Annotated in this window: 18 protein-coding genes; 13 read left to right on the top strand and 5 right to left on the bottom strand. The window is 74.5% G+C overall.

Going from position 1 to position 20,599, the window contains the following annotated elements:
- Nucleotides 1-36: 36 nt before the first annotated feature.
- From OG295_RS17690 to OG295_RS17670, 5 genes are all read left to right on the top strand, one after another.
- Complete coding sequence (locus OG295_RS17690) at nucleotides 37-282, top strand: hypothetical protein (RefSeq protein ID WP_371677732.1); 246 nt, start codon at nucleotides 37-39, stop codon at nucleotides 280-282.
- Nucleotides 283-359: 77 nt separating this feature from the next.
- On the top strand, nucleotides 360-1,463 hold the full coding sequence (locus tag OG295_RS17685) for a PucR family transcriptional regulator (RefSeq protein ID WP_371677731.1): 1,104 nt from the start codon (nucleotides 360-362) through the stop codon (nucleotides 1,461-1,463).
- A 255-nt stretch (nucleotides 1,464-1,718) separates the two neighbouring features.
- Nucleotides 1,719-2,303 (top strand): hypothetical protein, encoded by a 585-nt coding sequence (locus tag OG295_RS17680; RefSeq protein WP_371677730.1) that lies wholly within the window; start codon nucleotides 1,719-1,721, stop codon nucleotides 2,301-2,303.
- Nucleotides 2,304-2,425: 122 nt separating this feature from the next.
- Nucleotides 2,426-2,797: a hypothetical protein gene (locus OG295_RS17675; protein ID WP_371677729.1), complete on the top strand. Its 372-nt coding sequence runs from the start codon at nucleotides 2,426-2,428 to the stop codon at nucleotides 2,795-2,797.
- A gap of 56 nt (nucleotides 2,798-2,853) precedes the next feature.
- On the top strand, nucleotides 2,854-3,096 hold the full coding sequence (locus tag OG295_RS17670) for a hypothetical protein (RefSeq protein ID WP_371677728.1): 243 nt from the start codon (nucleotides 2,854-2,856) through the stop codon (nucleotides 3,094-3,096).
- 109 nt (nucleotides 3,097-3,205) lie between these two features.
- On the opposite strand, the gene OG295_RS17665 is transcribed toward OG295_RS17670, so the two are convergent.
- On the bottom strand, nucleotides 3,206-3,616 hold the full coding sequence (locus tag OG295_RS17665) for a hypothetical protein (protein ID WP_371677727.1): 411 nt from the start codon (nucleotides 3,614-3,616) through the stop codon (nucleotides 3,206-3,208).
- Nucleotides 3,617-3,846: 230 nt separating this feature from the next.
- Between OG295_RS17665 and OG295_RS17660 the strand changes: the two genes are divergently transcribed.
- The 4 genes from OG295_RS17660 (at nucleotide 3,847) to OG295_RS17645 (ending at nucleotide 8,879) form a co-directional block, all read left to right on the top strand.
- Entirely contained in the window at nucleotides 3,847-4,674 is an 828-nt protein-coding gene (locus OG295_RS17660) for a hypothetical protein (protein WP_371677726.1), read from the top strand.
- A 75-nt stretch (nucleotides 4,675-4,749) separates the two neighbouring features.
- Complete coding sequence (locus OG295_RS17655) at nucleotides 4,750-6,747, top strand: FUSC family protein (RefSeq protein ID WP_371677725.1); 1,998 nt, start codon at nucleotides 4,750-4,752, stop codon at nucleotides 6,745-6,747.
- A 108-nt stretch (nucleotides 6,748-6,855) separates the two neighbouring features.
- Entirely contained in the window at nucleotides 6,856-7,566 is a 711-nt protein-coding gene (locus tag OG295_RS17650; protein WP_371677724.1) for a hypothetical protein, read from the top strand.
- Entirely contained in the window at nucleotides 7,554-8,879 is a 1,326-nt protein-coding gene (locus OG295_RS17645; protein ID WP_371677723.1) for a sensor histidine kinase, read from the top strand. The genes OG295_RS17650 and OG295_RS17645 overlap by 13 nt, the downstream gene beginning before the upstream one ends.
- A gap of 37 nt (nucleotides 8,880-8,916) precedes the next feature.
- On the opposite strand, the gene OG295_RS17640 is transcribed toward OG295_RS17645, so the two are convergent.
- Nucleotides 8,917-11,007: a PhoX family phosphatase gene (locus OG295_RS17640; protein WP_371677722.1), complete on the bottom strand. Its 2,091-nt coding sequence runs from the start codon at nucleotides 11,005-11,007 to the stop codon at nucleotides 8,917-8,919.
- Between the two features lie 294 nt (nucleotides 11,008-11,301).
- Here OG295_RS17640 and OG295_RS17635 point away from each other — a divergent pair, with 294 nt between their 5' ends.
- Entirely contained in the window at nucleotides 11,302-13,125 is a 1,824-nt protein-coding gene (locus OG295_RS17635; RefSeq protein WP_371677721.1) for a VWA domain-containing protein, read from the top strand.
- A 106-nt stretch (nucleotides 13,126-13,231) separates the two neighbouring features.
- Here OG295_RS17635 and aspS read toward each other — a convergent pair whose 3' ends face one another.
- Entirely contained in the window at nucleotides 13,232-15,061 is a 1,830-nt protein-coding gene (gene aspS / locus OG295_RS17630; RefSeq protein WP_266840161.1) for an aspartate--tRNA ligase, read from the bottom strand.
- 136 nt (nucleotides 15,062-15,197) lie between these two features.
- On the opposite strand from aspS, the gene OG295_RS17625 reads away from it, so the two are divergent.
- Together OG295_RS17625 and OG295_RS17620 are read left to right on the top strand one after the other, a co-directional pair.
- On the top strand, nucleotides 15,198-17,399 hold the full coding sequence (locus tag OG295_RS17625) for a SpoIIE family protein phosphatase (RefSeq protein ID WP_371681222.1): 2,202 nt from the start codon (nucleotides 15,198-15,200) through the stop codon (nucleotides 17,397-17,399).
- Nucleotides 17,400-17,435: 36 nt separating this feature from the next.
- Nucleotides 17,436-18,494 (top strand): AI-2E family transporter, encoded by a 1,059-nt coding sequence (locus OG295_RS17620; protein ID WP_371677720.1) that lies wholly within the window; start codon nucleotides 17,436-17,438, stop codon nucleotides 18,492-18,494.
- A 10-nt stretch (nucleotides 18,495-18,504) separates the two neighbouring features.
- Here the strand turns inward: OG295_RS17620 and OG295_RS17615 are convergent, their stop codons facing one another.
- Nucleotides 18,505-19,464 carry a pirin family protein gene (locus OG295_RS17615; RefSeq protein ID WP_371677719.1) on the bottom strand — a complete coding sequence of 320 codons (960 nt, stop codon included), beginning with the start codon at nucleotides 19,462-19,464 and terminating at the stop codon, nucleotides 18,505-18,507.
- Between the two features lie 190 nt (nucleotides 19,465-19,654).
- Here OG295_RS17615 and OG295_RS17610 point away from each other — a divergent pair, with 190 nt between their 5' ends.
- Complete coding sequence (locus tag OG295_RS17610; protein WP_371677718.1) at nucleotides 19,655-20,092, top strand: hypothetical protein; 438 nt, start codon at nucleotides 19,655-19,657, stop codon at nucleotides 20,090-20,092.
- Nucleotides 20,093-20,138: 46 nt separating this feature from the next.
- Here the strand turns inward: OG295_RS17610 and OG295_RS17605 are convergent, their stop codons facing one another.
- Nucleotides 20,139-20,597 carry an SseB family protein gene (locus OG295_RS17605; RefSeq protein WP_266840166.1) on the bottom strand — a complete coding sequence of 153 codons (459 nt, stop codon included), beginning with the start codon at nucleotides 20,595-20,597 and terminating at the stop codon, nucleotides 20,139-20,141.
- Nucleotides 20,598-20,599 lie beyond the last annotated feature (2 nt).

Raw genomic sequence — 20,599 nt, 5'->3', positions numbered from 1 at the left:
ACGCCTGTTGCGGGTGTGGAAGGTGGGAGCCGGGACATGCCGTCCGCGATCTGGCATTGGCGGGGCTGGACCGGCGCCGCACCCTTCTGGCTGAACTCCTTACTCCTGCTCCTGGCCCCGTTCACGGCCGCGACCCTGCTCGCGCAGATCGGGGTCATCACCGCCCTGGCCGCCCTGGGCGGACTGGCCCGCCAACTCTGGTTCGGCGACTACGGCCACCCCGCGATCCACCTCGCCGCCGCCCTCATGGGGGCGGCGGCGGTCGCGTTCGTGGTGATCTGAGCGTCTTGCCCGCCCCGGCCCTGGGCCCCGCGAACCCCCTGGCGACAATGGGAGTTCGAACGGAGCGGGGAGCTGGTGTGGCGTCAGGGCGGGACGTACCCGAGGAATATCTGACCGGGTACGCGGGGATCCTCGCGGACGTCCGGACCACCGGACGCCGCCCCGGCCCCGAGGCACTCGCCACCCGGCGGGCCCTCGGCGCGCGGGCCGCCGCCGCCGGGTACGGGCTGCGGAACCTCGTCGGCGCCCATCTCGCCGCCACCCGGGCCGCACTCGAAGGGCACGGCGCCCCGGACCCCGTGCTGGCGGCGGCGGAGCAGGCCGTGGACGCCTTCGCCGAGGGCTACGAGCGGGCCCGGCACCTGGTGGTGCGCCGCGAGGAAGCCGCCCGCCGGGAGTACGTCGACGACCTGCTGCTCGGCCGGGGAGACCCCTGCCGCCTCGCCGAACGGGCGTCGCGCTTCGGACCGGCCCAGGCGCCCGCGTACACGGTGGCCGTGGCGCGCGGCCCGCAGCCCTGCGAGGACGCGGGCCCGGCCGCCCGCCGCGTGGAGGCGGCCCTGACCGGGCGGTTCGGGGACGGCGCCGCCCTCCTCGCCACCAAGGACGGCCTGCTGGTCTGCGTGGCCCCGGGCGACCGGGACGAGGTGCCGGTCCACTTCGCGCGGCAGGCGTGCGCGGCGTTCCCGGGCGCGGGGCTCGTCGCGGTCGGGCGCACGCGTCCGGGCACGGGCGGGATCGCGGCCTCGTACGAGGAGGCCCGCGACGCCCTCGGCCTCGCGGACCGCCTCGGCTTCGAGGGACCCGTACTGCGCGCCGCCGACCTGCTGGTGTTCCCGCTGCTGACCCGGGACCGGGCCGCCCTGGCCGACCTGGTGCTGAGCGTGCTCGGGCCGCTGCGGGCCGGCCGGGGCGGGGCCGGGCCGCTGCTGGAGACCCTGACGGCGTACTTCGACTCCGGGTGCGTGGCCGCGGAGTCGGCCCGGCGGCTGCGCCTGAGCGTGCGGGCACTGACCTACCGGCTGGAGCGGATCCACCGGATGACCGGCCACGACCCCGGAGATCCCGTGCAGCGGTACACCCTGCAGACGGCGGCGATCGGGGCCCGGCTGCTGGACTGGCCCGCGCAGCCCCTGCCGTCGACCGCCGTCGCGGACCCGGACGCCGCGTCAGGGGGCTGAACGTGCCGCCCGGCAGGGCGCGCGGGGCGGGGGCCGTCGCACGCCGGATCCGCCCTCACCCGTTCGGGCGCACGGCGTCGACCCACCGGGAGCGCGCCCGGCGCACCGCCCCCGAGCTGCGAAGACACCGGAGCACAGCCACGACACACCGATGACGAACCGTCACTTCCCGGCGTGCCCGTGCGGTGCCGGGCGCCCGGGAGCGGTCCACTGCTCACAGGAACCGGCCGCCCGAGCCGGCCCGGGAGGAACGCCATGGCCCGCGCCCAGTGGATCGTCGCCGCGCTGACGGTCACTCTGATCTGCACCGGAGTGGGCCTGCTGCGCGGCAGCCAGGGCGCGGAGCCCGCCACCACCGGCACCGCCGACGCGCTGCCCTCCCGGGCGCTGGGCCTGTCCGGACACCGGCGGCTCGTGCGCGGGCTCGAACACTCTGGGACGCACGGTCCGGGCACCGTGACCCGGGGCGTGTCCGCCGCACCGCTGCGCGCCTCGCGCCCGCTGCGGCTGCGCATCCCCAGCCTGGGGGTGGACCTCCCGCTGGCGCGGGGTCCGCAGAACGCCGAGGGCATGGCCGGCTGGGACCCCGAAGGCCCGCTACCCGGCAGCGCGGGCACCGCCGTGGTCAGCGGGGACGGGCTGCCGCTCGCCGGACTGCGGCGGGGGCGCACCATCGAGATCCCGCGCGCGGACCACCGTACGGCCGTGTTCACCGTCGAACGGATCTCGCCCGGCAGGGTCGGCGGCTCCGCCGACCGGCCCGGGCGGGCCCGGCTGCGGCTGATCAGCGGGGAGACCACGGTCCTGGCGCGGCTGACCGGGCCGCTGCGCACCCACTGAGCGCGGGGGTCCCGGTGGGGCGGTGGCGGCTGTCAGCCGAGGGGGGTGTCTTCGTCCCCCGGTCGGGGGCTTCTCGGGCCCGGCGGGGGAGCCGCCCGGTGCACCGGGGCATGGAGGGCGGCATGAGCGGTGCGCGGTACGCGCGGACGGTGCTGGCGCGGGCCCTGACGGTGGCCTGCGTCGCGCTGCTGTGCCTGTTCGGCACCGGTCCGGCGGCGAGTACGGCCTCCGCCCTGGCCGCGGACTCCCGTTCGGCCTCCTCCGCCCCCGCCGAGCCCACCGAAGGGCAGTCGGACGGGGCGGCGGCGGACTCCGACGCCCGCGCGGCCGTACGGACGGCGGTGCGCACGGCGCCCACCGTCCGGCGGCTGCCGGGGATGTTTCACGTGAAACACGTGTGCGATGCGGCTCGGCCGCCGCACGCCGCCCGGGGCGGGGAGGCCGCACCGGCAGGATCCCTGCGGACGGTACGGAGCGTGGTCCTGCGCTGCTGAGCGGGCCGAGCAGCAGCGTGTCCCCCCACACTCCCGAACCACCGTGAGGTTCCGCCATGCCCATCGACCCGTACGCCGCCCTGAACGCCATGCTCCGCGCCGAGGTCGCCCGCCACGCCCCGCCGGTCCGCCCGGCCCCGGACCGGCCCGCGCCCGCGCCGCGGCAGGCCGACCCCGAGGCGGTGGTCGCGACCGCAACCGTGACCGCGACCGCGGGCACGACCGCAGCCACGCCCGCGGGCCGGGAGAAGGAGCCGGAGGCGGGAGCACGGCCGGGCCCGGCCTCTCCCGCCGCCTAGCCACCCGCCGGGCGCTCCGTGCCGGTGGCCGCCTCGAACCGGCCACCGGACACGGCCACCGCCCCGTGCCGGCCACCGGCACGGGGCGGCGCCGGGCGCCGGACGGGGCTCAGTCCTCCCGCGTGTAGTAGCGGTAGAAGGCGGCGAGTCCGACGCCCGCGCCGGCGGCGAGACCGACGGTGGTGGAGCGGAGCACGGAGGCGCCGGTGAGGCTGTGCAGGTAGCCGACGGCCACGCCCGCGAAGGCGCCGTAGGCGGTGGCGTGCAGCTCCCGCATCAGGCGCGGACCGAACTCGTGGAGGGCGAACATGACGCCGGCGAACAGCACGCCGCACAGGATCCCGTAGAAGACGTTGCCCACGGTCACCGGGCCCGTGTCGCGCTCGATCTGGGCCGCCCAGACCCCGTACACGAGGCCGAGCAGCAGCGCACGGATCAGGGCGTTCCTGCTGCTGTGGTCCACGTTCACCGATGTCGTGGGGCGCTGCCTCCGGGACACGGTGGGTGCCGCATGTGCCATGGCGGGGCTCCTCTCTTCCATCATCCAGGGCACACCCGGCGTCCCGGGGCGGCAAGTGGATCACTCGTCCGGGTGGCCCGGTCCCGCCCCGCCGGACGCCCGTCGCACCGCCCGGACGCCCGCACCGCACGGGGACCGCCGCGGCCCCGGCCGCCACCGGCACCGCCGGGCCCACCCGGACGCAGCAACAGGGGTGGCGCCGCCCGCCGCCCGGGGCATTCCCTGGTGACGTGCGCACCTACCTGTCGGCGGCCCTCGTCGTGCTCGTGGCCCTCCTCGTGCCCGCGAGCGCGGTCGCCTACTGGGCCGACCGGGAGCTGGGGAACGCCGACCGCTACACCGCCGCCATGGCCCCGCTCGCCGACGACCCGGCAGTCCGGGGCGTGGTCGTCACCCAGGCCACCCGCGCCCTCTCCGGACAGATCGACGCGGGCCCGTTCCAGGGCGGCGTCGACGCCCTGATCGGCGAGGCCCTGCGCTCCTTCGCCGGGACCCCGGCGTACCGCACGGCCTGGGACGCCGCCAACCGCGCCGCGCACGCCGCCTTCCTCGCCGCCCTCGACTCCGGCCACGGGGACGCGGTCACCATCGACCTCGCCCCGGTGATCGCCCAGGTCAGAGGGGAACTGATCGCCGACGGCGTGCCCTTCGCCGACCGCATCCCGGAAACCCACCTGACCGTGAAGGTCATGGAGTACGACAACCTCGGCGCGCTCCGGAAGGGGTTCCGCATGCTCCAGATCGCGGGTGTCTGGCTCCCCCTGCTGACCCTGTGCCTGGCCGTCCTGGCCGTCGCGGTCGCCGTCCACCGCCGGCGCGCCGTCCTCGCCACCGGTCTCGGGCTGGCCGCGGGGGCCGTGCTGCTGTGGACCGCGGTGGTCCTGTGCCGCCGCCTCACCCTCGACGACCTGCCCGCCGACGTCGACAGGGCCGCCGCCGGAGCGGTGTACGACGCGCTCACCGCGTTCCTGCGGACCACCTCCTGGGTGGTCCTCACCGTCGGGCTGGCGGCGGCCCTGGCCGCCTGGCTGGCCGGACGGCTGCGCCGCACCCCATAAGCTCGGTACGTACACACCCATACTCCGCAGAACTCCCCAGAAGAACCGATTCGCGAGTGGCGACACGGAAGCGGAATGACCACCGAACGACGCACCGAGCACATACCGTCCGGGCGGCTGCGGCCGAATCCGCTGGCACCCCCCGCCTGGCTGCTCGCCGGACTGCGGCCGAGCCGCGCGCCCGTCCCCTGGGCGGCGGCCGTCCGCGCCGGGATCGCGCTGGCCACCCCGCTCGCCGTCGGCTTCGCCCTGGACGAGCCCGAGTACGGCGCCCTCGTCTCCATGGGCGCCCTCTCCGGGGTCATCGGCGACACCGCCGACGCGTACCGGATGCGGATCCTGAACATCGCCGTCCCGCAGTTCTTCGGAGCCGTCGGCGTCGCCGCCGGCACCCTCGTCTACGGGCACGGCTGGCTCGCCGTCGGCGTCCTCACCCTGATCGCCCTCGTTTCCGGGATGATCTCCTCGATCGGCACCGTCGCCTCCGTGTCCGGACTGCTGCTCCTGCTCAACGCGGTCGTCGGGGCCGGCCTGCCGATGCCCGAACCCTGGTGGACCGCCCCGCTGCTGCTCAGCGCCGGCGGCCTGTTCGTGCTCGCCCTGAGCCTGCTGGGCTGGCCACTGCGCGGCCGGCTGCCCGAACGGACCGCCGTCGCGTCCGCCTACCGGGCCCTCGCCGACAGCCTGGAGGCCGCGGGCGGACCCGCGTACGAGGAACGCCGCCACCAGCTCACCCAGGCCCTGAACCACGCCTACGACCTCGTCCTGGGCCGCCGGGCCCGGGTGCACGGCCGCAGCCCCTCGCTGGTGCGGCTGCTCGCCCAGCTGAACGCGCTGATCCCGCTGGTCGAGGCCGCGCCCGCCGCCCACCTGCGCGGCCGGCCCCTGCCGCCCGCGCTCCCGGCGGCCGTACGGGAACTGGCGCGGGCCGTCGAGGAGGGCCGCCCCGGCGCCCCCGTACCGGACCTGCCCGCACCGCGGAGCCCCTCCGAGCGGGCCCTCGACTCCGCGCTGACGTACGCCGCGGCCACCGTGCGCTCCCCGGGACCGGACCCGTACGACATCGACGACCGGCTCGGCCGGCCCGCGGCCCTGCGGATCAGGGCCCGGCGGGCGGTGCGCGACACGATGCTGTCCGGGGCCTCCTGGCGGTACGGGCTGCGCCTCGCCCTGTGCATCGGGCTCGCGCAGTCCCTCGTCTCCCTGATCGAGGTGGAACGGTCCTACTGGGTCGCCCTGACCGTCACCTTCGTCCTCAAACCGGACTTCGGCTCCGTCTTCTCCCGCGCCGTCCTGCGCGCCCTGGGCACCGCCGGCGGGCTGGTCCTGTCGGCCGCCGTCCTCGCCGAGGTACCGCGCGGCTGGTGGGACGTACCGGTCATGGCGCTGCTGGCCATGCTGATCCCGGTGTTCTCCACCAAGGGGTACGCCTTCCAGACCGCGGCCATCACCCCCGTGATCCTGCTGCTCTCGGACCTCCTCAACCACCAGGGCTTCGACCTGATCCGGCCGCGCCTGATCGACAGCCTCATCGGCTGCGCCATCGCCCTCGTCGCCGGCTACCTCCTGTGGCCCGAGAGCTGGCACACCCGGATCGGGGACCGGCTCGCCGCCGCCGTGGACGACGCGGCCAGCTACGTGGAGCGGGCCTTCGCCCCCTTCGCGGACGACGCCGCGCTCCGGGCCGCCCGGCTGACCCGGCAGAAGGCCCGCCGCCGTATCTACCGGGACCTCTCCGACGTGCGCAACGAGTTCCAGCGGGCCCTGACCGAACCCCCGCCCACCGGCCCGCGTGCCGCCGCGTGGTGGCCGCTGGTGGTGGCGGTGGAACGGATCGTGGACGCGACGACGGCGGCCCGGGTCCGGGTCAACCACGGAGCCGCTCCCCCCGGCGCCGAGGAGGTGGCTGCCCTCACGGACGAGCTGCACGGCCTGGCGCGGGGGGTGCGCAGCAGCGCGACCCTGAAGGAGGTCCGCGTCCGGCCCCTCCCGCCGGAGGCCCTGGACTCCGTCCTCGCCCCGGTCCACCAGGAGGTCGCGGCGGCCCGCGCGATCGCCCAGCCGGACCGTTGACCCGGCCGCCGGCGCCCGCGGCGGCCGGACGCCGCCCGCCGGGTGCCGCGGTCCCCCGAACGGCGCACGGGCCGGGCCGGGCCGACCGCGGCGGGGCAGCATCGGAGCATGCACCGGGTTCCGGCCGTGATGGTCCTCGCCGCCGTTCTGGCGGGCGGGGCGGGGTGCGCCGACGTGGAGGGGCTCAAGAGCGAGGGCGACCTCGGCACCGTGCACGCCCCCCAGACCCTGTGGAAGGACATCCACCCCGACCCGGCTCCCGAGGGACAGCAGCCGGGCGCGGCCGCCACGGTGCCGGGACTCCCCAGGGCGCCGGCGCTGACGATGCGCGGGGTCGACGCGCCGGCCGTCGTACGGGCCGACATCACCTCCGCCACCGCCGAGGACGGCGGGACGGGCCGCCTCGTCGACCCGCGCGCGGTACGGCGGCTCGCGCTCTGCACCCGGACCGCGGACGGCGGGCCCGACTGCCCGGTGCGCCCCGGCGTCCTGCACGACCTGACGGGTGACGGCCGCGAGGAGCTGATCACGGCCCTGGACGTGGACGGCCGGCTCAGCGAACTGCGCGTCTACACCGTCCGGGACGACGGCCGGATCGCCCGGATCCTGGCCCGGCGCGGGGTACTGGAGGGCGTCGAGGTGGCCGCCGGGCACCTGGCCGTCCGCGAGCCGACCTCGAACCCGCAGTACAGCTCGGTCTCCGACTACGTCTGGGACGACAGGACGCGCAGCATGAGCCTGTCGCAGCTCACCCTCGACGAGTGCGCGGCCCTCACGGACGTCCCGCTGCCCGGGGCCCGGTCGCGATGCGCGCGCTGAGCAGCCTGCGCTGGAAGATCGCCCTCACCACCACGACGGTGTGCTGCCTGGTCGCCGCCGCGCTGGGGATCCTCGTGCACAACGTGGTCGCCCGACAGGTCGTCGGCGAGGTCCGCAAGGAGGCGGCCCGGGACCTCGACCACGCCCTCGGCCACTACGAGTACGGCACGGCGCACGGCGACGTGAACGCCGCCCTGGACCCGCCCGGCCTGCCCGCCCCGCTGCGGGCGCTCGTCGCGCGCGGCCGGACCGGCAGCATGGTCGGCACCCACGGGGGCGAACCCGTCATGTGGGCGGCCGGACCCGCCGACCGCGCGGCCCTCGCGGTCTGGATCCCGTACGGGAACACGCGCGGGCGGCTGCGGGACATCGACACCGCGATCCTGGCCTCCGCGGTGCTCGCGGCCGGGGTCGTGGCACTGGCCGGTCTCTTCCTCGCCGACCGGATCAGCAGACGGCTCGCCACCACGGCCGCCGTGGCCCGCCGGATCAGCTCCGGGGACCTGGACGCCCGGGTGGACTTCCCCGCCGACGCGGGCCCGGACACCGGCGCGGACGCCGCCCCGGACGCGGTCCAGGAGGCGGACTCGGACGCGGACCCGGACGGACGCCGGCCGCGCCGCTACCGCGACGAGGTACGGGACGTCGCGCACGCCCTGGACACCATGGCGGCCTCGCTGCAGGAACGGCTGGAGGCGGAGAAGCGGTTCACGGCGGACGTGGCGCACGAGCTGCGCACCCCGCTGACGGGATCACTGGCGGCGGCCTCGCTGCTGCCCGAGGGCCGCCCGAAGGAGATGATCAACGACCGGCTCAAGGCCCTGCACCTGCTCACCGAGGACCTGCTGGAGATCTCCCGGCTCGATTCGGGCGTGGAGCGCGCCGACCTGTCCCTGGTGGAGCTGGGCCGGGCCGTGGAGCGGGCCGTCGCCGGGACCCGGCTGCCCGCCGAGGTCCGGGTGGTCCGCGACGCGGTGGTGCTCACCGACCGGCGGCGCCTGGACCGGATCCTGGCCAACCTGCTGGTCAACGCCCACCGGCACGGCCGGCCGCCGGTCGAGGTGACGGTGGAGGGACCGGTCGTGGCGATCCGCGACCACGGTCCGGGCTACCCGGCCGAACTGATCGAGCAGGGCCCGAAGCGCTTCCGCACCGGGGATCCCGGGCGCGGCCGGGGCCACGGGCTGGGCCTGACCATCGTGGTGGGCCAGGCCGCGGTCCTGGAGATCGTCCTGGGGTTCGCCAACGCCCCGGACGGGGGTGCGCTGACGACCCTGCGCCTGCCGGTGGGGCGGATGCCGGACGCCGGTTGACCGCGCCGCGGTCAACCGGCCCCGTCCACCGGGCGGATCAGACGCCGATGTTCTTGCCGTCCTTGCGCCAGACCGACACGACCGCCGGGCGGACGATCTTGCCGGGCCCGTCGGGCCACACCGACTGCGGCTTCTCGACGGACGCGCCGTCGATCTCGCCCGGGTGCTGCACCGCGACCAGGACGCGCCTGTCCTGGACCAGCGGACCGCAGGTCTCGGCGCCCCGCGGCACGGTCAGGAACTGCTTGAGCTCGCCGCGGCGCTCACCGGCGGTGGCGACGCCGAACAGGCCGTCGTGCGAGCCGAGCTGGTTGCCGTCCGTGGAGATCCACAGGTTGCCGTGCGGGTCGAAGGTCACGTTGTCCGGGCAGGAGATCGCGCTGACCTTGTCCTTCGGGAAGCCCGCGAAGTAGGTCGACGCGTCGTTCGGGTCGCCGGCGACCAGGAACAGGCGCCAGGCGAAGCCGTCGCCCGCCGGGTCGTCGAAGTTCTCGGCGAGCTCCAGGATCTGGCCGTGCTTGTTCAGGTTGCGCGGGTTGGCCTCGTCCGCGCCGGCCTTGCCGGCCTTGCCGCGGTCGGTGTTGTTGGTCAGCACCACGTAGACGCGGCCGGTGCGCGGGCTCGGCTCGATGTCCTCGGGGCGGTCCATCTTGGTGGCGCCGACCTTGTCACCGGCCTGGCGGGTGAAGACGAACACCTCCTCGGCGGTCATGCCCTCGACGTGCGAGACGCTGCCGGAGGCGGAGGCGGTGGCCAGCTTGATCCAGACGCCGGAGCCGTCGAACCGGCCGTCGGCGGGCAGCTTGCCGGAGCCGTCGATCTCGGCGGCCGGGGAGTCGCCGGTCAGCTTGGCGACGTAGAGCGTGCCCTCGTCGAGCAGCGTGAGGTTGTGCTCCTTCGCCGCGCGGCTGTCGCCCTTCTTCATCTGCTTGCTCGACACGAACTTGTAGAAGTAGTCGAAGCGCTCGTCGTCGCCCATGTAGACGACCGGACGGCCGTCCTCGGTCAGCCGGGGCTGGGCGCCCTCGTGCTTGAAGCGGCCCAGCGCGGTGCGCTTGCGCGGGACGGAGTTCGGGTCGTACGGGTCGAGCTCGACGACCCAGCCGAAGCGGTGGGACTCGTTGGGCTCCTGGAGGCAGTCGAAGCGCTTGTCGAACCGCTCCCACTTGCGCTCGGTGGCGCCGGTGCTCACGCCGTACCGCTTGAGGCGGGCCGCCTCGGCCGGGTCGGTGACCTGGCCGGCGTTGGCGAAGTACTGGTTGAAGTTCTCCTCGCCGTGGAGGGTGGTGCCCCACGGGGTGGTGCCGCCGGAGCAGTTGTTGAGCGTGCCGAGGACCTTGGTGCCGGTCGGGTCGACGGAGGTCTTCAGCAGCGCGCTGCCCGCGGCCGGGCCGGTGAGGCGGAACTCGCTGGTGGCGGTGAGGCGGCGGTTGAGCTGGTGGCGGTTGACGGCGGTCAGCTTGCCGGAGCGGTGGTCCTCCTGGACCACGACGACGCCGAGGCCGTGCGCGGCCCACGCGACCTCGACCTGCTCGCGGGTCGGGTTGGCCGGGTCGTAGCCCTTGAACATGAGGTTCTCGTCCGTGTACTCGTGGTTGGCCACGAGCAGCTGCTGGCGCTCGTAGCCGCCGCCGAGCGGGAGCAGGCTCAGGAAGTCGTTGTTGTAACCGAATTGACCGGCCTGGGCGGCTGCGGTCTGCTTGTCCGGATTGAACCCCGGGGCGCCCTTGACGATCGGGTCGCCCCAGCGGATGACCACGTTCTGGTCGTGGCCCTCGGGGACGGTCACCCGGTCGTCGGTGTTCGGCGCGACGGCCTTGAAGCGCAGGCCGCGTGCGGCCTCGCCCGAACCGGCCTTGGGGTCGGCGGAGGGAGCCGCCTCGGCGGACTGGCCTCCGCCCGCCCCGAGGGTGACGGCGGTGCCGGCGGCGGTGGCGACGGTGACGACCGCCGCGGAGCGCAGCATCGAGCGGCGGGAGTAGGCACGGGCGATGACGTCGCCGACGTACTCGTTGTCACTGGTGTTGGGCACCTCGTGGAAGCAGGCGTCGCCACAGCGGTAGCGGCAGGTGAGAGCGGAACGACCGCTCCCATGCGGGTTGCCGATGAGCGGCAGGAGCTTGCGCACGAGGTGTCCTCCGGTGGGTGCACGGCGCCGACGTCGCGTCGGGACGAATCAGCGGCGACGCTAGGCGCGGGTTGCGCCGATGCGGCGGCGCGGGGGTGAACGCTGGATGAACCCGGCACGGCGGAGGGGCAGTTCGGGTGGAGGCCGCTGTTCCCTGGTTGGCTGGGCGCCACGAAAGGCGCCCCTGCCGAAGTTCCAGCCAAGGGGCCGATAACCTTACGTGTCCACTCTGGGCAGGGATCAACCGCGCAGCACGGACAAATGACGCACGCACTCATGCGAAAGGCCTGGCCCATGGGTATTCGGAGCTTGTTGCGCAAGGTGTTCGGACGGTCGGCCGAGCCGGTTCCGGAGACGTCGGATTCCTCTGCTTCGGCAGCGGTACCCAGCCAGGCGGAACGCAACCCCCTGGACGCGGCCGCCGAACTGGTGGCGGCCTCCTTCGACAACCCCACCGTCCCGCCGCAGTCCGCACCGCGCGACCGCGAGCCGGGCACGTTGCTGACCGCCCCGGCGCAGACGACGGACCCCACGGTCCCGGAGGCCCGGCGCCCCTCGCCCCCGGCGCTGCCGGAAACCCCCTCCCCGGCCCCCGCCACTCCGGCGCAGCCGGACCCGGCCGAGGCCACCGCCGGTACGGACACCCCCGCACCGGAGGCCGCCCCTGCCGAGCCGGAGGCGGTCACCGCCGAGGCCACGGAGCCCGAGGCCGCCCCGGCGCAGCCGGAGCCCGAGACCGAGGCGGTGGCCCCGCAGGCCGAGCCCGCCGCCACCGCCGAGGCGCCGCCCGGGGCCGAAGCCGAAGCGCCCGAGGCCGAGGCCGCCACTGCCGAGGCCACGGAGCCCGAGGCCGAAGCGGTGGCCGTCCAGGCCGAGCCGGAAGCCGTCAGCACCGAGGCCGAGCCGGAGGCGACCGCCACCCCGGCGCAGCCGGAGGCCGAAGCCACCGAGGCGGAAGCCGCCACGGCCGAGCCCGAGCCCGCCGCCGCCGGGGTCACGGAGCCCGCGGCGGAAGCGGTGGAGGCGCAGGCCGAGCCCGAGGCCGTCACCAGCGAGGCCGGAGCCACCGAGGCGGAAGCCGCCACGGTCGAGGCCGCCGCCGCCGAGGCGCTGCCCGAGGCCGAAGCCGAAGCGCCCGAGCCGGAGGCGGTCACCGCCGAGGCCCCGGAGCCCGAGACCGCCCCGGCGCTGCCGGAGCCCGAGACCGCCCCGGCGCTGCCGGAGGCCGAGACCGAAGCGGTGGCCGCGCAGGCCGAGCCGGAGGCCGTCGCCGCCGAGACCTCCGCCCCGGAGCCCGAGGCGGAGGCCGTGGCCGTGGCTGCCGAGCCGGAGCCGGAGGCGGAGCCCGAGGAGCCCGCCGTCGCGGAGCCCGAGGCCCAGCCGGAGCCCGTCGCCGCGCAAGCGGAGGCCGAGCCCGAGCCCGAGGCCGCCGAACCGGAGCCGGAGGCGGAACCGCAGGGGCCCGCCATCGCCGCGGCAGCGGTACGGCGACGGGCGCCCGAGGTGGCGGCCGCGTACAAGGCCGCCGGCCAGGTGCTGCGCACCAAGGGCAGGGCCGGGGCCCGCGCCAAGGTGTACCTGGTCCTCGACCGCTCCGGTTCCATGCGCGGCTTCTACAAGGACGGCAGCGCCCAGCACCTCGCCGACCACGCCCTGGCGCTGGCCGCGCACCTCGACGAGGAGGCCACCGTCCACACGGTGTTCTTCTCCACCGAGCTGGACGGCACCGCCGAGCTGACCCTCGACGCCCACGACGCGGCCTGGGTCGAGGCCCGCCACGCCGAACTCGGCCGGATGGGCCGCACCAGCTACCACGTGGCCGTGGAGGCCGTCCTGGAGCGCTACCGGAAGGACGGCGGCACCGGCCCGGCCCTGGTCGTCTTCCAGACGGACGGCGCGCCCGACAGCCGTCAGCCCGCCCGGCAGGCGATCGTCGACGCCGCCGCCACCGCCCCCGAGGTCCACTGGCAGTTCGTCGCGTTCGGCGACCACGACAACAAGGCCTTCGACTTCCTGCGCAAGCTGGACGCCGACAACGCCGGCTTCTTCCACGCCGGCCCGGCCCCCGCCGAGCTCGCCCCGGCCGCCCTCCTCAAGGGCCTGCTCGACCGGTTCTGAACGACCCCCGGCGACGAAAAGGCGGCGCCCCCTCCCGGTCCGGGAGGGGGCGCCGCCTTCGTACGAGCGGGCCCCAGGGCCCAAGGGCCTTACGGGCCTACGGGCCTCAGCCGCGCGGCGAACCGGCGTCCGGGGCGACCGCGTCGGAGACGGGCCGCTCCGAGGCCGCGGCCTTGGTCTCGACCGGCTTGCGCAGCGCGATGTTCAGCTCGCGCAGGCGGGCCTCCTCCAGCACCGTCGGCGCGCCCATCATCAGGTCCTGGGCGTTGCCGTTCAGCGGGAAGGCGATGGTCTCGCGGATGTTCGGCTCGTCGGCCAGCAGCATCACGATGCGGTCCACGCCCGGGGCGATGCCACCGTGCGGCGGGGCGCCGAGGCGGAACGCGCGCAGCATGCCGGCGAACTCGCGCTCGACGGTCTCGGCCTCGTAACCGGCGATCTCGAAGGCCTTCAGCATGACCTCGGGCTCGTGGTTGCGGATGGCGCCCGAGGACAGCTCGATGCCGTTGCAGACGATGTCGTACTGCCAGGCCAGGATGTCGAGCGGGTCCTTCTCCTCCAGGTCCTTCATGCCGCCCTGCGGCATGGAGAACGGGTTGTGGGAGAAGTCGATCTTGCCGGTCTCCTCGTCCTTCTCGTACATCGGGAAGTCGACGATCCAGCAGAAGCGGAAGACGTTCTCCTCGAACTGGCCCGCGCGCTTGGCCGCCTCGACGCGGACGCCGGACATGATCTTGGAGACCTCGTCGAACTCGCCCGCGCCGAAGAACACCGCGTGCCCGGCCGCCAGGCCCAGACGCTCGGTGAGGACCTTGACGTTCTCCTCGGTGAGGAACTTGGCGATCGGGCCGGTCAGCGCGCCGTCCTCGCCCACGCGGACCCAGGCCAGGCCCTTGGCGCCCAGCGAGATCGCGTACTCGCCGAGGCCGTCGAAGAACTTGCGCGGCTGCGCGGCGGTGTCCGGGACGGCGAGCGCGCGCACGTGCTTGCCGGCGAACGCCTTGAACTCCGAGCCCTCGAAGACGTCGGTGATGTCGACGAGCTCCAGCTTGGCGCGCAGGTCGGGCTTGTCGTTGCCGTACTTCAGCATCGACTCGCGGAACGGGATCCGCGGGAACGGCGAGGTGACCTCGCGGCCCTTGCCGAACTCCGTGAAGATCTCCGTCATCAGGCGCTCGATCGGCTGGAAGACGTCCTCCTGCTCGACGAACGACATCTCGACGTCGAGCTGGTAGAACTCGCCCGGCGAACGGTCGGCGCGGGCGTCCTCGTCGCGGAAGCAGGGGGCGATCTGGAAGTACCGGTCGAAGCCGGAGATCATCAGCAGCTGCTTGAACTGCTGCGGCGCCTGCGGCAGCGCGTAGAACTTGCCCGGGTTCAGACGGGACGGGACGACGAAGTCACGGGCGCCCTCGGGAGAGGTCGCGGTGAGGATCGGGGTCGCCATCTCGTTGAAGCCGAGGGCCACCATCTTCGAGCGGATCGACGCGATGACGGCCGAGCGCAGCATGATGTTGCGGTGCATGCGCTCGCGGCGCAGGTCGAGGAAGCGGTACTCCAGGCGCCGCTCCTCGTTCACCCCGTCGTCGGTGTTGATCGTGAAGGGCAGCGGGGCGGCGGCGCCGAGCACCTCGACCTCGACGGCCTCGATCTCGATCTCGCCCGTCGGCAGCTCGGGGTTGACGTTGTCGGCGCCACGGGAGACGACCTTGCCGTCGACCCGCACGACCGTCTCCTTGGACAGCTTGTCCAGGACGGCGGCGGCCGCGGTGCCGGGGCGGGCCACGAGCTGCGTGATGCCGTAGTGGTCACGCAGATCGATGAAGAGGATGCCGCCCAGGTCTCGACGATTGTGCAGCCAGCCGCTCAGCCGGACGTCGGAGGCGACGTCGGAGGCACGGAGCTCGCCGCACGTGTGGGACCTGTACCGATGCATCAGTCATCCAGTTCTACGCGATACCAGGGTGGATTCAACCGTCCCAAGGTTACCGTCCGGGCGGGCCGCCGCGCGGGCGCGCCCGTACAGGGGGATGAACAGGCAGCCCGACCGGATGACCTGTAAAGATGGCCGGGTGCGCACCGAGGACGTCCTGGCCGCCATCGCGACCGGTCTGTGGCGATGGGACAACGCCTCCGGGACGGTCACCCTCGACGGCGAGGCCGCCCGGCTGCTCGGGCTGCCCGCGGAGCCCGTCGTCCTGCCGGAGGCCGCCGCCCGCTCCCGCTTCCACCCGGTGGACTGGAACGAGATCAACGGCATCGTGAACCTCGCCGTCGCCGAGGGCACCCTCGCCGAGGCCCGGCTGCGGATCATGGACGAGGACGGGCGCGTGCTGCGCACCGTGCGCAGCCGCTCCAAGCCCGTGCAGAACCTGACGGCCGAGGGCCGCGTCGACTACGAGCTGATCGGCACCATCCAGGAGATCGCCGAACCGCAGCCCGGCACCACCGCGGCGCACACCCCGATCACCGGCGACTGGCGGCGCTCCCGCGAGGCCTTCCTGCTGGACGCGGGCCGGGCGCTGGCCGAGGCCCGCTCCACCGCGGAGGTGCTGCGCGTGGCGGCCTCGCTGTCCATGCCGGGCTTCAACCCGGACGGGCTGGCCGTCTTCGGAGTGGCGGGCGACCGGCTGTCGGTCATCGGACACCACGGGCACGGCCCCGGGGACGAGAGCCCCTTCACCGACATGCCGCTGGACACCGACTACCCGGCCGCGGAGGTCGTCCGGGGCGGCCGGGCGATCTACCTGCCCAGCCCCGAGGACTACCTGCGGCGCTTCCCGGTCACCTGGCCGCTCGCCCAGCGCTTCGGGCGCGCCTCCTGGGCCTTCCTGCCGCTGATCGTGGCCGGGCGGACCATGGGGGCCTGGATGGCCGCCTTCAAGCACCCGGTGTCCTTCTCGCCCGACGAGCGGTCCGTGCTGACGACGGTGGCCCGGATGCTGGCCCAGGCCCTCCAGCGGGCCGGAGTGGCCGAGTCCGAGCGGGAACTCACCACCGGGCTCCAGCGGTCGATGATGCCGCAGCTGGGGCCGGAGATCCCCGGCATGACCCTCGCGGCCCGCTACGTCCCCACCGGCGGCGGCCTCCAGGTCGGCGGCGACTGGTACGACGTGATCCCGCTGCCCTCGGGCCGGTTCGCGCTGGTCATCGGCGACGTCCAGGGGCACGACGTACGCGCGGCCGGCCTGATGGGCCAGCTGCGGATCGCCGTACGGGCCTACGCCTCCGAGGGCCACCGCCCCGACGCCGTGCTCTCGCGGGCCTCCCGCTTCCTGTCCGGGCTCTGCTCCTCCCAGGAGTCGGACCCGGCCGAGGGGCCCGACTACCAGAGCCCGCGCTTCGCGACCTGCCTCTACGTGGAGTGCGACCCGGAGACGGGCCTGCTGGAGGTGGCCCGCGCCGGACACCCCGACCCGGCGATCCGGATGGCGGACGGCACCGTCCTGATGCGGCCCACCGCGGGCGGCCTGCCGCTCGGGATCATCCCGGACACCGACTACCCCACCACCCGGTTCACCCTGGAACCCGGCGAGACGATGATGCTCTGCACCGACGGGCTCATCGAGACCGGCGGGCACGACCTGGACACCGGCTGGGCGCGGCTGCGGGCCATCCTGGAGTCCGGGACGCACGACACGGAGGACCTGGAGCCCCGGCACCTCGAAACACTGGCCGACCTGCTGGTGCAGGCCGTGCACGGGCCTTCCTCGCACCACACCACCGGGCCGCTGGCCGACCGCCGCGAGGACGACATAGCCGTGGTGCTGCTGTGCCGCGAGAGCGCGGACTGCGGCTGCGGGACCCCGCCGTCACGCCCGTCGCGGCCCGCCCGGCGCACGGTGCTGACCGTGGCGCAGGCGGAGCCGGAGCGGATCGCGGGGGCCCGGCGCCAGGTCCGGGAGCTGCTGCACGACTGGACGGACCCCGAGCAGGTCGACGCGGCCGAGCTGATGGTCTCCGAGATGGTGACCAACGTGCTCGTGCACACCGACGGCGACGCGCTGCTGGTCGCGGAGGCGGTGGGCGAGCTGGGCGCGCGCCGGCTGCGCGTGGAGGTGGCGGACGGGAGCGACGAGCTGCCGCACATGCGCCACCCCGGGGAGATGGCGTCCAGCGGGCGCGGCGTGCTGCTGATGGAGATGCTCGCCGACACCTGGGGCGTCGACCCGCGCGGCGCGGGCAAGTCGATCTGGTTCGAGCTGCACGAACGCTCCAAGCCGGACGAGGAGCAGGTCCCAGGCCCGGAACGGGACCCCGTACCGGACCGGTAACTCCCCCGGAGGTCCACCCGAAAGGCGGACGCGGCAATGGCGACCCCCCTGCTCCCCGGCCCGGTGCGGCGGTTCGCCGCCTGGTGCGCCGTGGTCCTGCTCGCCGTCGGCGTCCTCGCCGTCGCCATCTGGCTGTGCGTCGTCCTCAAGACCGTCGTCACGCCCGTACTGCTGGCCGTGCTCGGGACCGCCCTGCTCGGGCCGCTGCAGCGGCGGCTGGTCCGGACGGGGGTGCACCGCTCGCTCGCCGCGGCCCTCACCTGCCTCGCCGTCGTCGCGGTCGTCGGCGGGGCCGCGTACGTCGTCGTCCTCGCGCTCGTCGAGACCGGCGACCAGATCGTCGACGCGCTCCGGCGGGCCGGGCAGGCCCTCGCCGAGCACTTCGGGGCGGTCGGCACCTCGGTGGAGGACCTCGCCAGGAACTCCGAGGACCTGCTCGCGAAGTTCGGCGGGACCGCCGCGTCCGGGCTGCTCGCCGGGCTCAGCGCGGTCGGCACGACGATCGCGATGGGGGTCCTGGCGCTGGTGCTGATCTTCTTCTTCCTGCGCGACTCCGACCGGGCCGCGCACACGCTGCGCTCCCTGGTCCCGAGCCGGTCGGGCGACCTGGTGGAGGCGATGGGACGGCGCGCCTTCGAGGCCGTCGAGGGCTTCATGCGGGGGACCACCCTGGTGGCCCTCGTCGACGCCGTGCTGATCGGCGCGGGACTGCTGGTGTTCGGGGTGCCGGGCGCGGTGGGGCTGGCGGCGCTGGTGTTCGTCACCGCCTACGTCCCCTACCTCGGCGCCTTCCTCTCCGGCGCCGTGGCGGTCCTCGTGGCCCTCGCCGACCGGGGCTGGGTCATCGCCCTGTGGGTCCTGGGCGTCGTGCTGGCGGTCCAGATGATCGAGGGGTACGTGCTCCAGCCCCTGGTCCAGAGCCGGACCGTGCAGATGCACCCGGCGCTGGTGATGCTCGCGATCACGGCCGGGGCGAGCGTCGCCGGCATCCTCGGCATGCTGCTCGCCGTACCGCTGACGGCGGCCGCGTTCGGCGTGGTCTCGGAACTGCGCGGCCGCTTCGCGGAGCGGGACCCCGAGGTCCCGCTCCCCTGATCTCCGTGGGCTACTTCGTGCGCTCCGTGGTCGGGATCCGGCCGAGCCGGCCCGCCTGGAAGTCGTCGAAGGCCTGCTGGAGCTCGTGCCGGCTGTTCATCACGAACGGCCCGTAGTGCGCCATCGGCTCCCGGATGGGCCTCCCGCCGAGCAGGACGACCTCCAGGGCCGGGGCGTTGGAGTCCTGGGACTCGTCCGCCCGCAGGGTGAGCGAGCCGCCCTCGCCGAAGACCGCCGTCTGCCCGGTGTGGAGGGGCCTGCGCTCCTCGCCGACGGACCCGCGCCCGGCCAGGACGTAGGCGAGGGCGTTGAAGTCCTCGCGCCACGGCAGGGTGATCTCCGCGCCCGGGGTGACGGTCGCGTGGATCATCGTGATCGGGGTGTGGGTGATGCCCGGCCCCTCGTGCCCGTCCAGCTCACCGGCGATCACGCGGAGCAGCGCGCCGCCGTCCGGGGTGGTCAGCAGCTGCACCTGGCCGCCGCCGATGTCCTGGTAGCGCGGGGGCATCATCTTGTCGGAGGCCGGGAGGTTCACCCACAGCTGGAGGCCGTGGAAGAGGCCGCCGCTGACGACCAGGGACTCCGGCGGGGCCTCGATGTGCAGGAGGCCCGAACCGGCGGTCATCCACTGGGTGTCGCCGCCGTTGATGACGCCGCCGCCACCGTTGCTGTCCTGGTGGACGAAGGTTCCGTCGATCAGGTAGGTGACGGTCTCGAAGCCGCGGTGGGGGTGCCAGGGGGTCCCTTTCGGCTCTCCAGGCTGATACTCCACCTCGCCCATCTGGTCCATCATGATGAACGGGTCGAGGTGGCGGTAGTCGATCCCGGCGAACGCGCGGCGCACCGGGAATCCCTCGCCCTCGAAACCGCCCGGGGCCGTGGACACGGCCAGCACCTTGCGCGGCGCGGCCGTCTGCGGCGCGGCCACGCGCGGGAGGGTCAACGGGTTCTCAACAGTCACTGCGGGCATGGTCAGGACCTCCTTCTGCTTCGACTTTAGTTGAAAGTCGAACTTTCTGCCACACCCGCACAGAACAGCGCGCCCGCCCGGGTCATTCCCGGACGGGCGCGCGACGGGGCGACGGACCCCGGACCGGGGAAATCTCGCCAAATGTCCTACACATGACAACCCGGGGGCCCGCTATCGGGTCTTCCCGGACATGGAGACCCGTCCGACCGAGCCCGAGCCCACCCCCGAAGGGGCGGCCGACCCCCGCCGACGCCTGCCCGCCCCCCTGGCCGCCCTCGGCCGGGCCGCCGGCATCGCCGCCCTGGTCACGGCCATCGGCTACGCCACCCACCACTGGGCGTCGAGCGGCATGCCGCTGTCACCGCTGCCCGGGTCCCCGTGGCCGTACCTCACCGCCTGGGCGGTCCTGACGTTCCTGGCCGGCCTGCTGCTCCAGTGGGCCACCGCGAGGGTCGAGTACGACGGCCGCTGGCAGCTCATCGTCCTCCCGGTCTACGCCGGGATCCGCATCACCCTGGCCCACCACCCGGACCCGGCCCTGCTGTACGCGTACGGGGCGGCGGCCCTGGCGGTGGGCACGGCGGGCACGGCCCTGTGGCGGCGCAGGCTGCGGCGGACCGGCGCCTAGCCGCCTGCGCAGCAATGGCGTCTAGCCGTCTGCGCAGCAATGGCGTCTAGCCATACATGCGGCGCATGGCGAAGTCGACCATCTGCTCGACGGCCTTCGCGTCGAACACCATCCGGTGGTCGCCCTCCATGTCGAGGACGAAGCCGTAGCCGGTGGGGAGCAGGTCGATCACCTCGGCGCCGGTGATCACGAAGTACTTGGACTCCTTGCCGGCGTACCGGCGGAGCTCCTTGAGCGTGGTGAACATCGGGATGACGGGCTGCTGCGTGTTGTGCAGCGCCAGGAACCCCGGGGTGTCACCGCGCGGGCAGTAGACCTTCGAGGTGGCGAAGATCTGCTGGAAGTCCTCGGCGGACAGCGAACCGGTCGTGAAGGCCCGTACGGCGTCCGCGAGCGAGGGCGGGGACGGCTCGGGGTACAGCGGCGGCGCCTGCTGCGCGTACCCCTGCGGGGGCTGCTGCGCGTAGCCCTGCTGGGCACCCGGGTTCTGGTCGTAGCCGTACATGG

The sequence above is a fragment of the Streptomyces sp. NBC_01276 genome, from assembly GCF_041435355.1.
Classification (GTDB): domain Bacteria; phylum Actinomycetota; class Actinomycetes; order Streptomycetales; family Streptomycetaceae; genus Streptomyces.
The sequence above is the reverse complement of the archived record's forward strand: the minus strand, read 5'-3'. Positions and strand labels throughout refer to the sequence as shown.

What these genes read in the sequence shown, in the direction of transcription:
- OG295_RS17690 (WP_371677732.1), top strand. Translation starts at nt 37, where the DNA reads ATGCCGTCCGCGATCTGGCATTGGCGGGGCTGGACCGGCGCCGCACCC.
- OG295_RS17680 (WP_371677730.1), top strand. Translation starts at nt 1,719, where the DNA reads ATGGCCCGCGCCCAGTGGATCGTCGCCGCGCTGACGGTCACTCTGATC.
- OG295_RS17675 (WP_371677729.1), top strand. Translation starts at nt 2,426, where the DNA reads ATGAGCGGTGCGCGGTACGCGCGGACGGTGCTGGCGCGGGCCCTGACG.
- OG295_RS17670 (WP_371677728.1), top strand. Translation starts at nt 2,854, where the DNA reads ATGCCCATCGACCCGTACGCCGCCCTGAACGCCATGCTCCGCGCCGAG.
- OG295_RS17665 (WP_371677727.1), bottom strand. Translation starts at nt 3,616, where the DNA reads ATGGCACATGCGGCACCCACCGTGTCCCGGAGGCAGCGCCCCACGACA.
- OG295_RS17655 (WP_371677725.1), top strand. Translation starts at nt 4,750, where the DNA reads ATGACCACCGAACGACGCACCGAGCACATACCGTCCGGGCGGCTGCGG.
- OG295_RS17650 (WP_371677724.1), top strand. Translation starts at nt 6,856, where the DNA reads ATGCACCGGGTTCCGGCCGTGATGGTCCTCGCCGCCGTTCTGGCGGGC.
- OG295_RS17645 (WP_371677723.1), top strand. Translation starts at nt 7,554, where the DNA reads ATGCGCGCGCTGAGCAGCCTGCGCTGGAAGATCGCCCTCACCACCACG.
- OG295_RS17635 (WP_371677721.1), top strand. Translation starts at nt 11,302, where the DNA reads ATGGGTATTCGGAGCTTGTTGCGCAAGGTGTTCGGACGGTCGGCCGAG.
- aspS (WP_266840161.1), bottom strand. Translation starts at nt 15,061, where the DNA reads ATGCATCGGTACAGGTCCCACACGTGCGGCGAGCTCCGTGCCTCCGAC.
- OG295_RS17620 (WP_371677720.1), top strand. Translation starts at nt 17,436, where the DNA reads ATGGCGACCCCCCTGCTCCCCGGCCCGGTGCGGCGGTTCGCCGCCTGG.
- OG295_RS17615 (WP_371677719.1), bottom strand. Translation starts at nt 19,464, where the DNA reads ATGCCCGCAGTGACTGTTGAGAACCCGTTGACCCTCCCGCGCGTGGCC.
- OG295_RS17610 (WP_371677718.1), top strand. Translation starts at nt 19,655, where the DNA reads ATGGAGACCCGTCCGACCGAGCCCGAGCCCACCCCCGAAGGGGCGGCC.
- OG295_RS17605 (WP_266840166.1), bottom strand. Translation starts at nt 20,597, where the DNA reads ATGTACGGCTACGACCAGAACCCGGGTGCCCAGCAGGGCTACGCGCAG.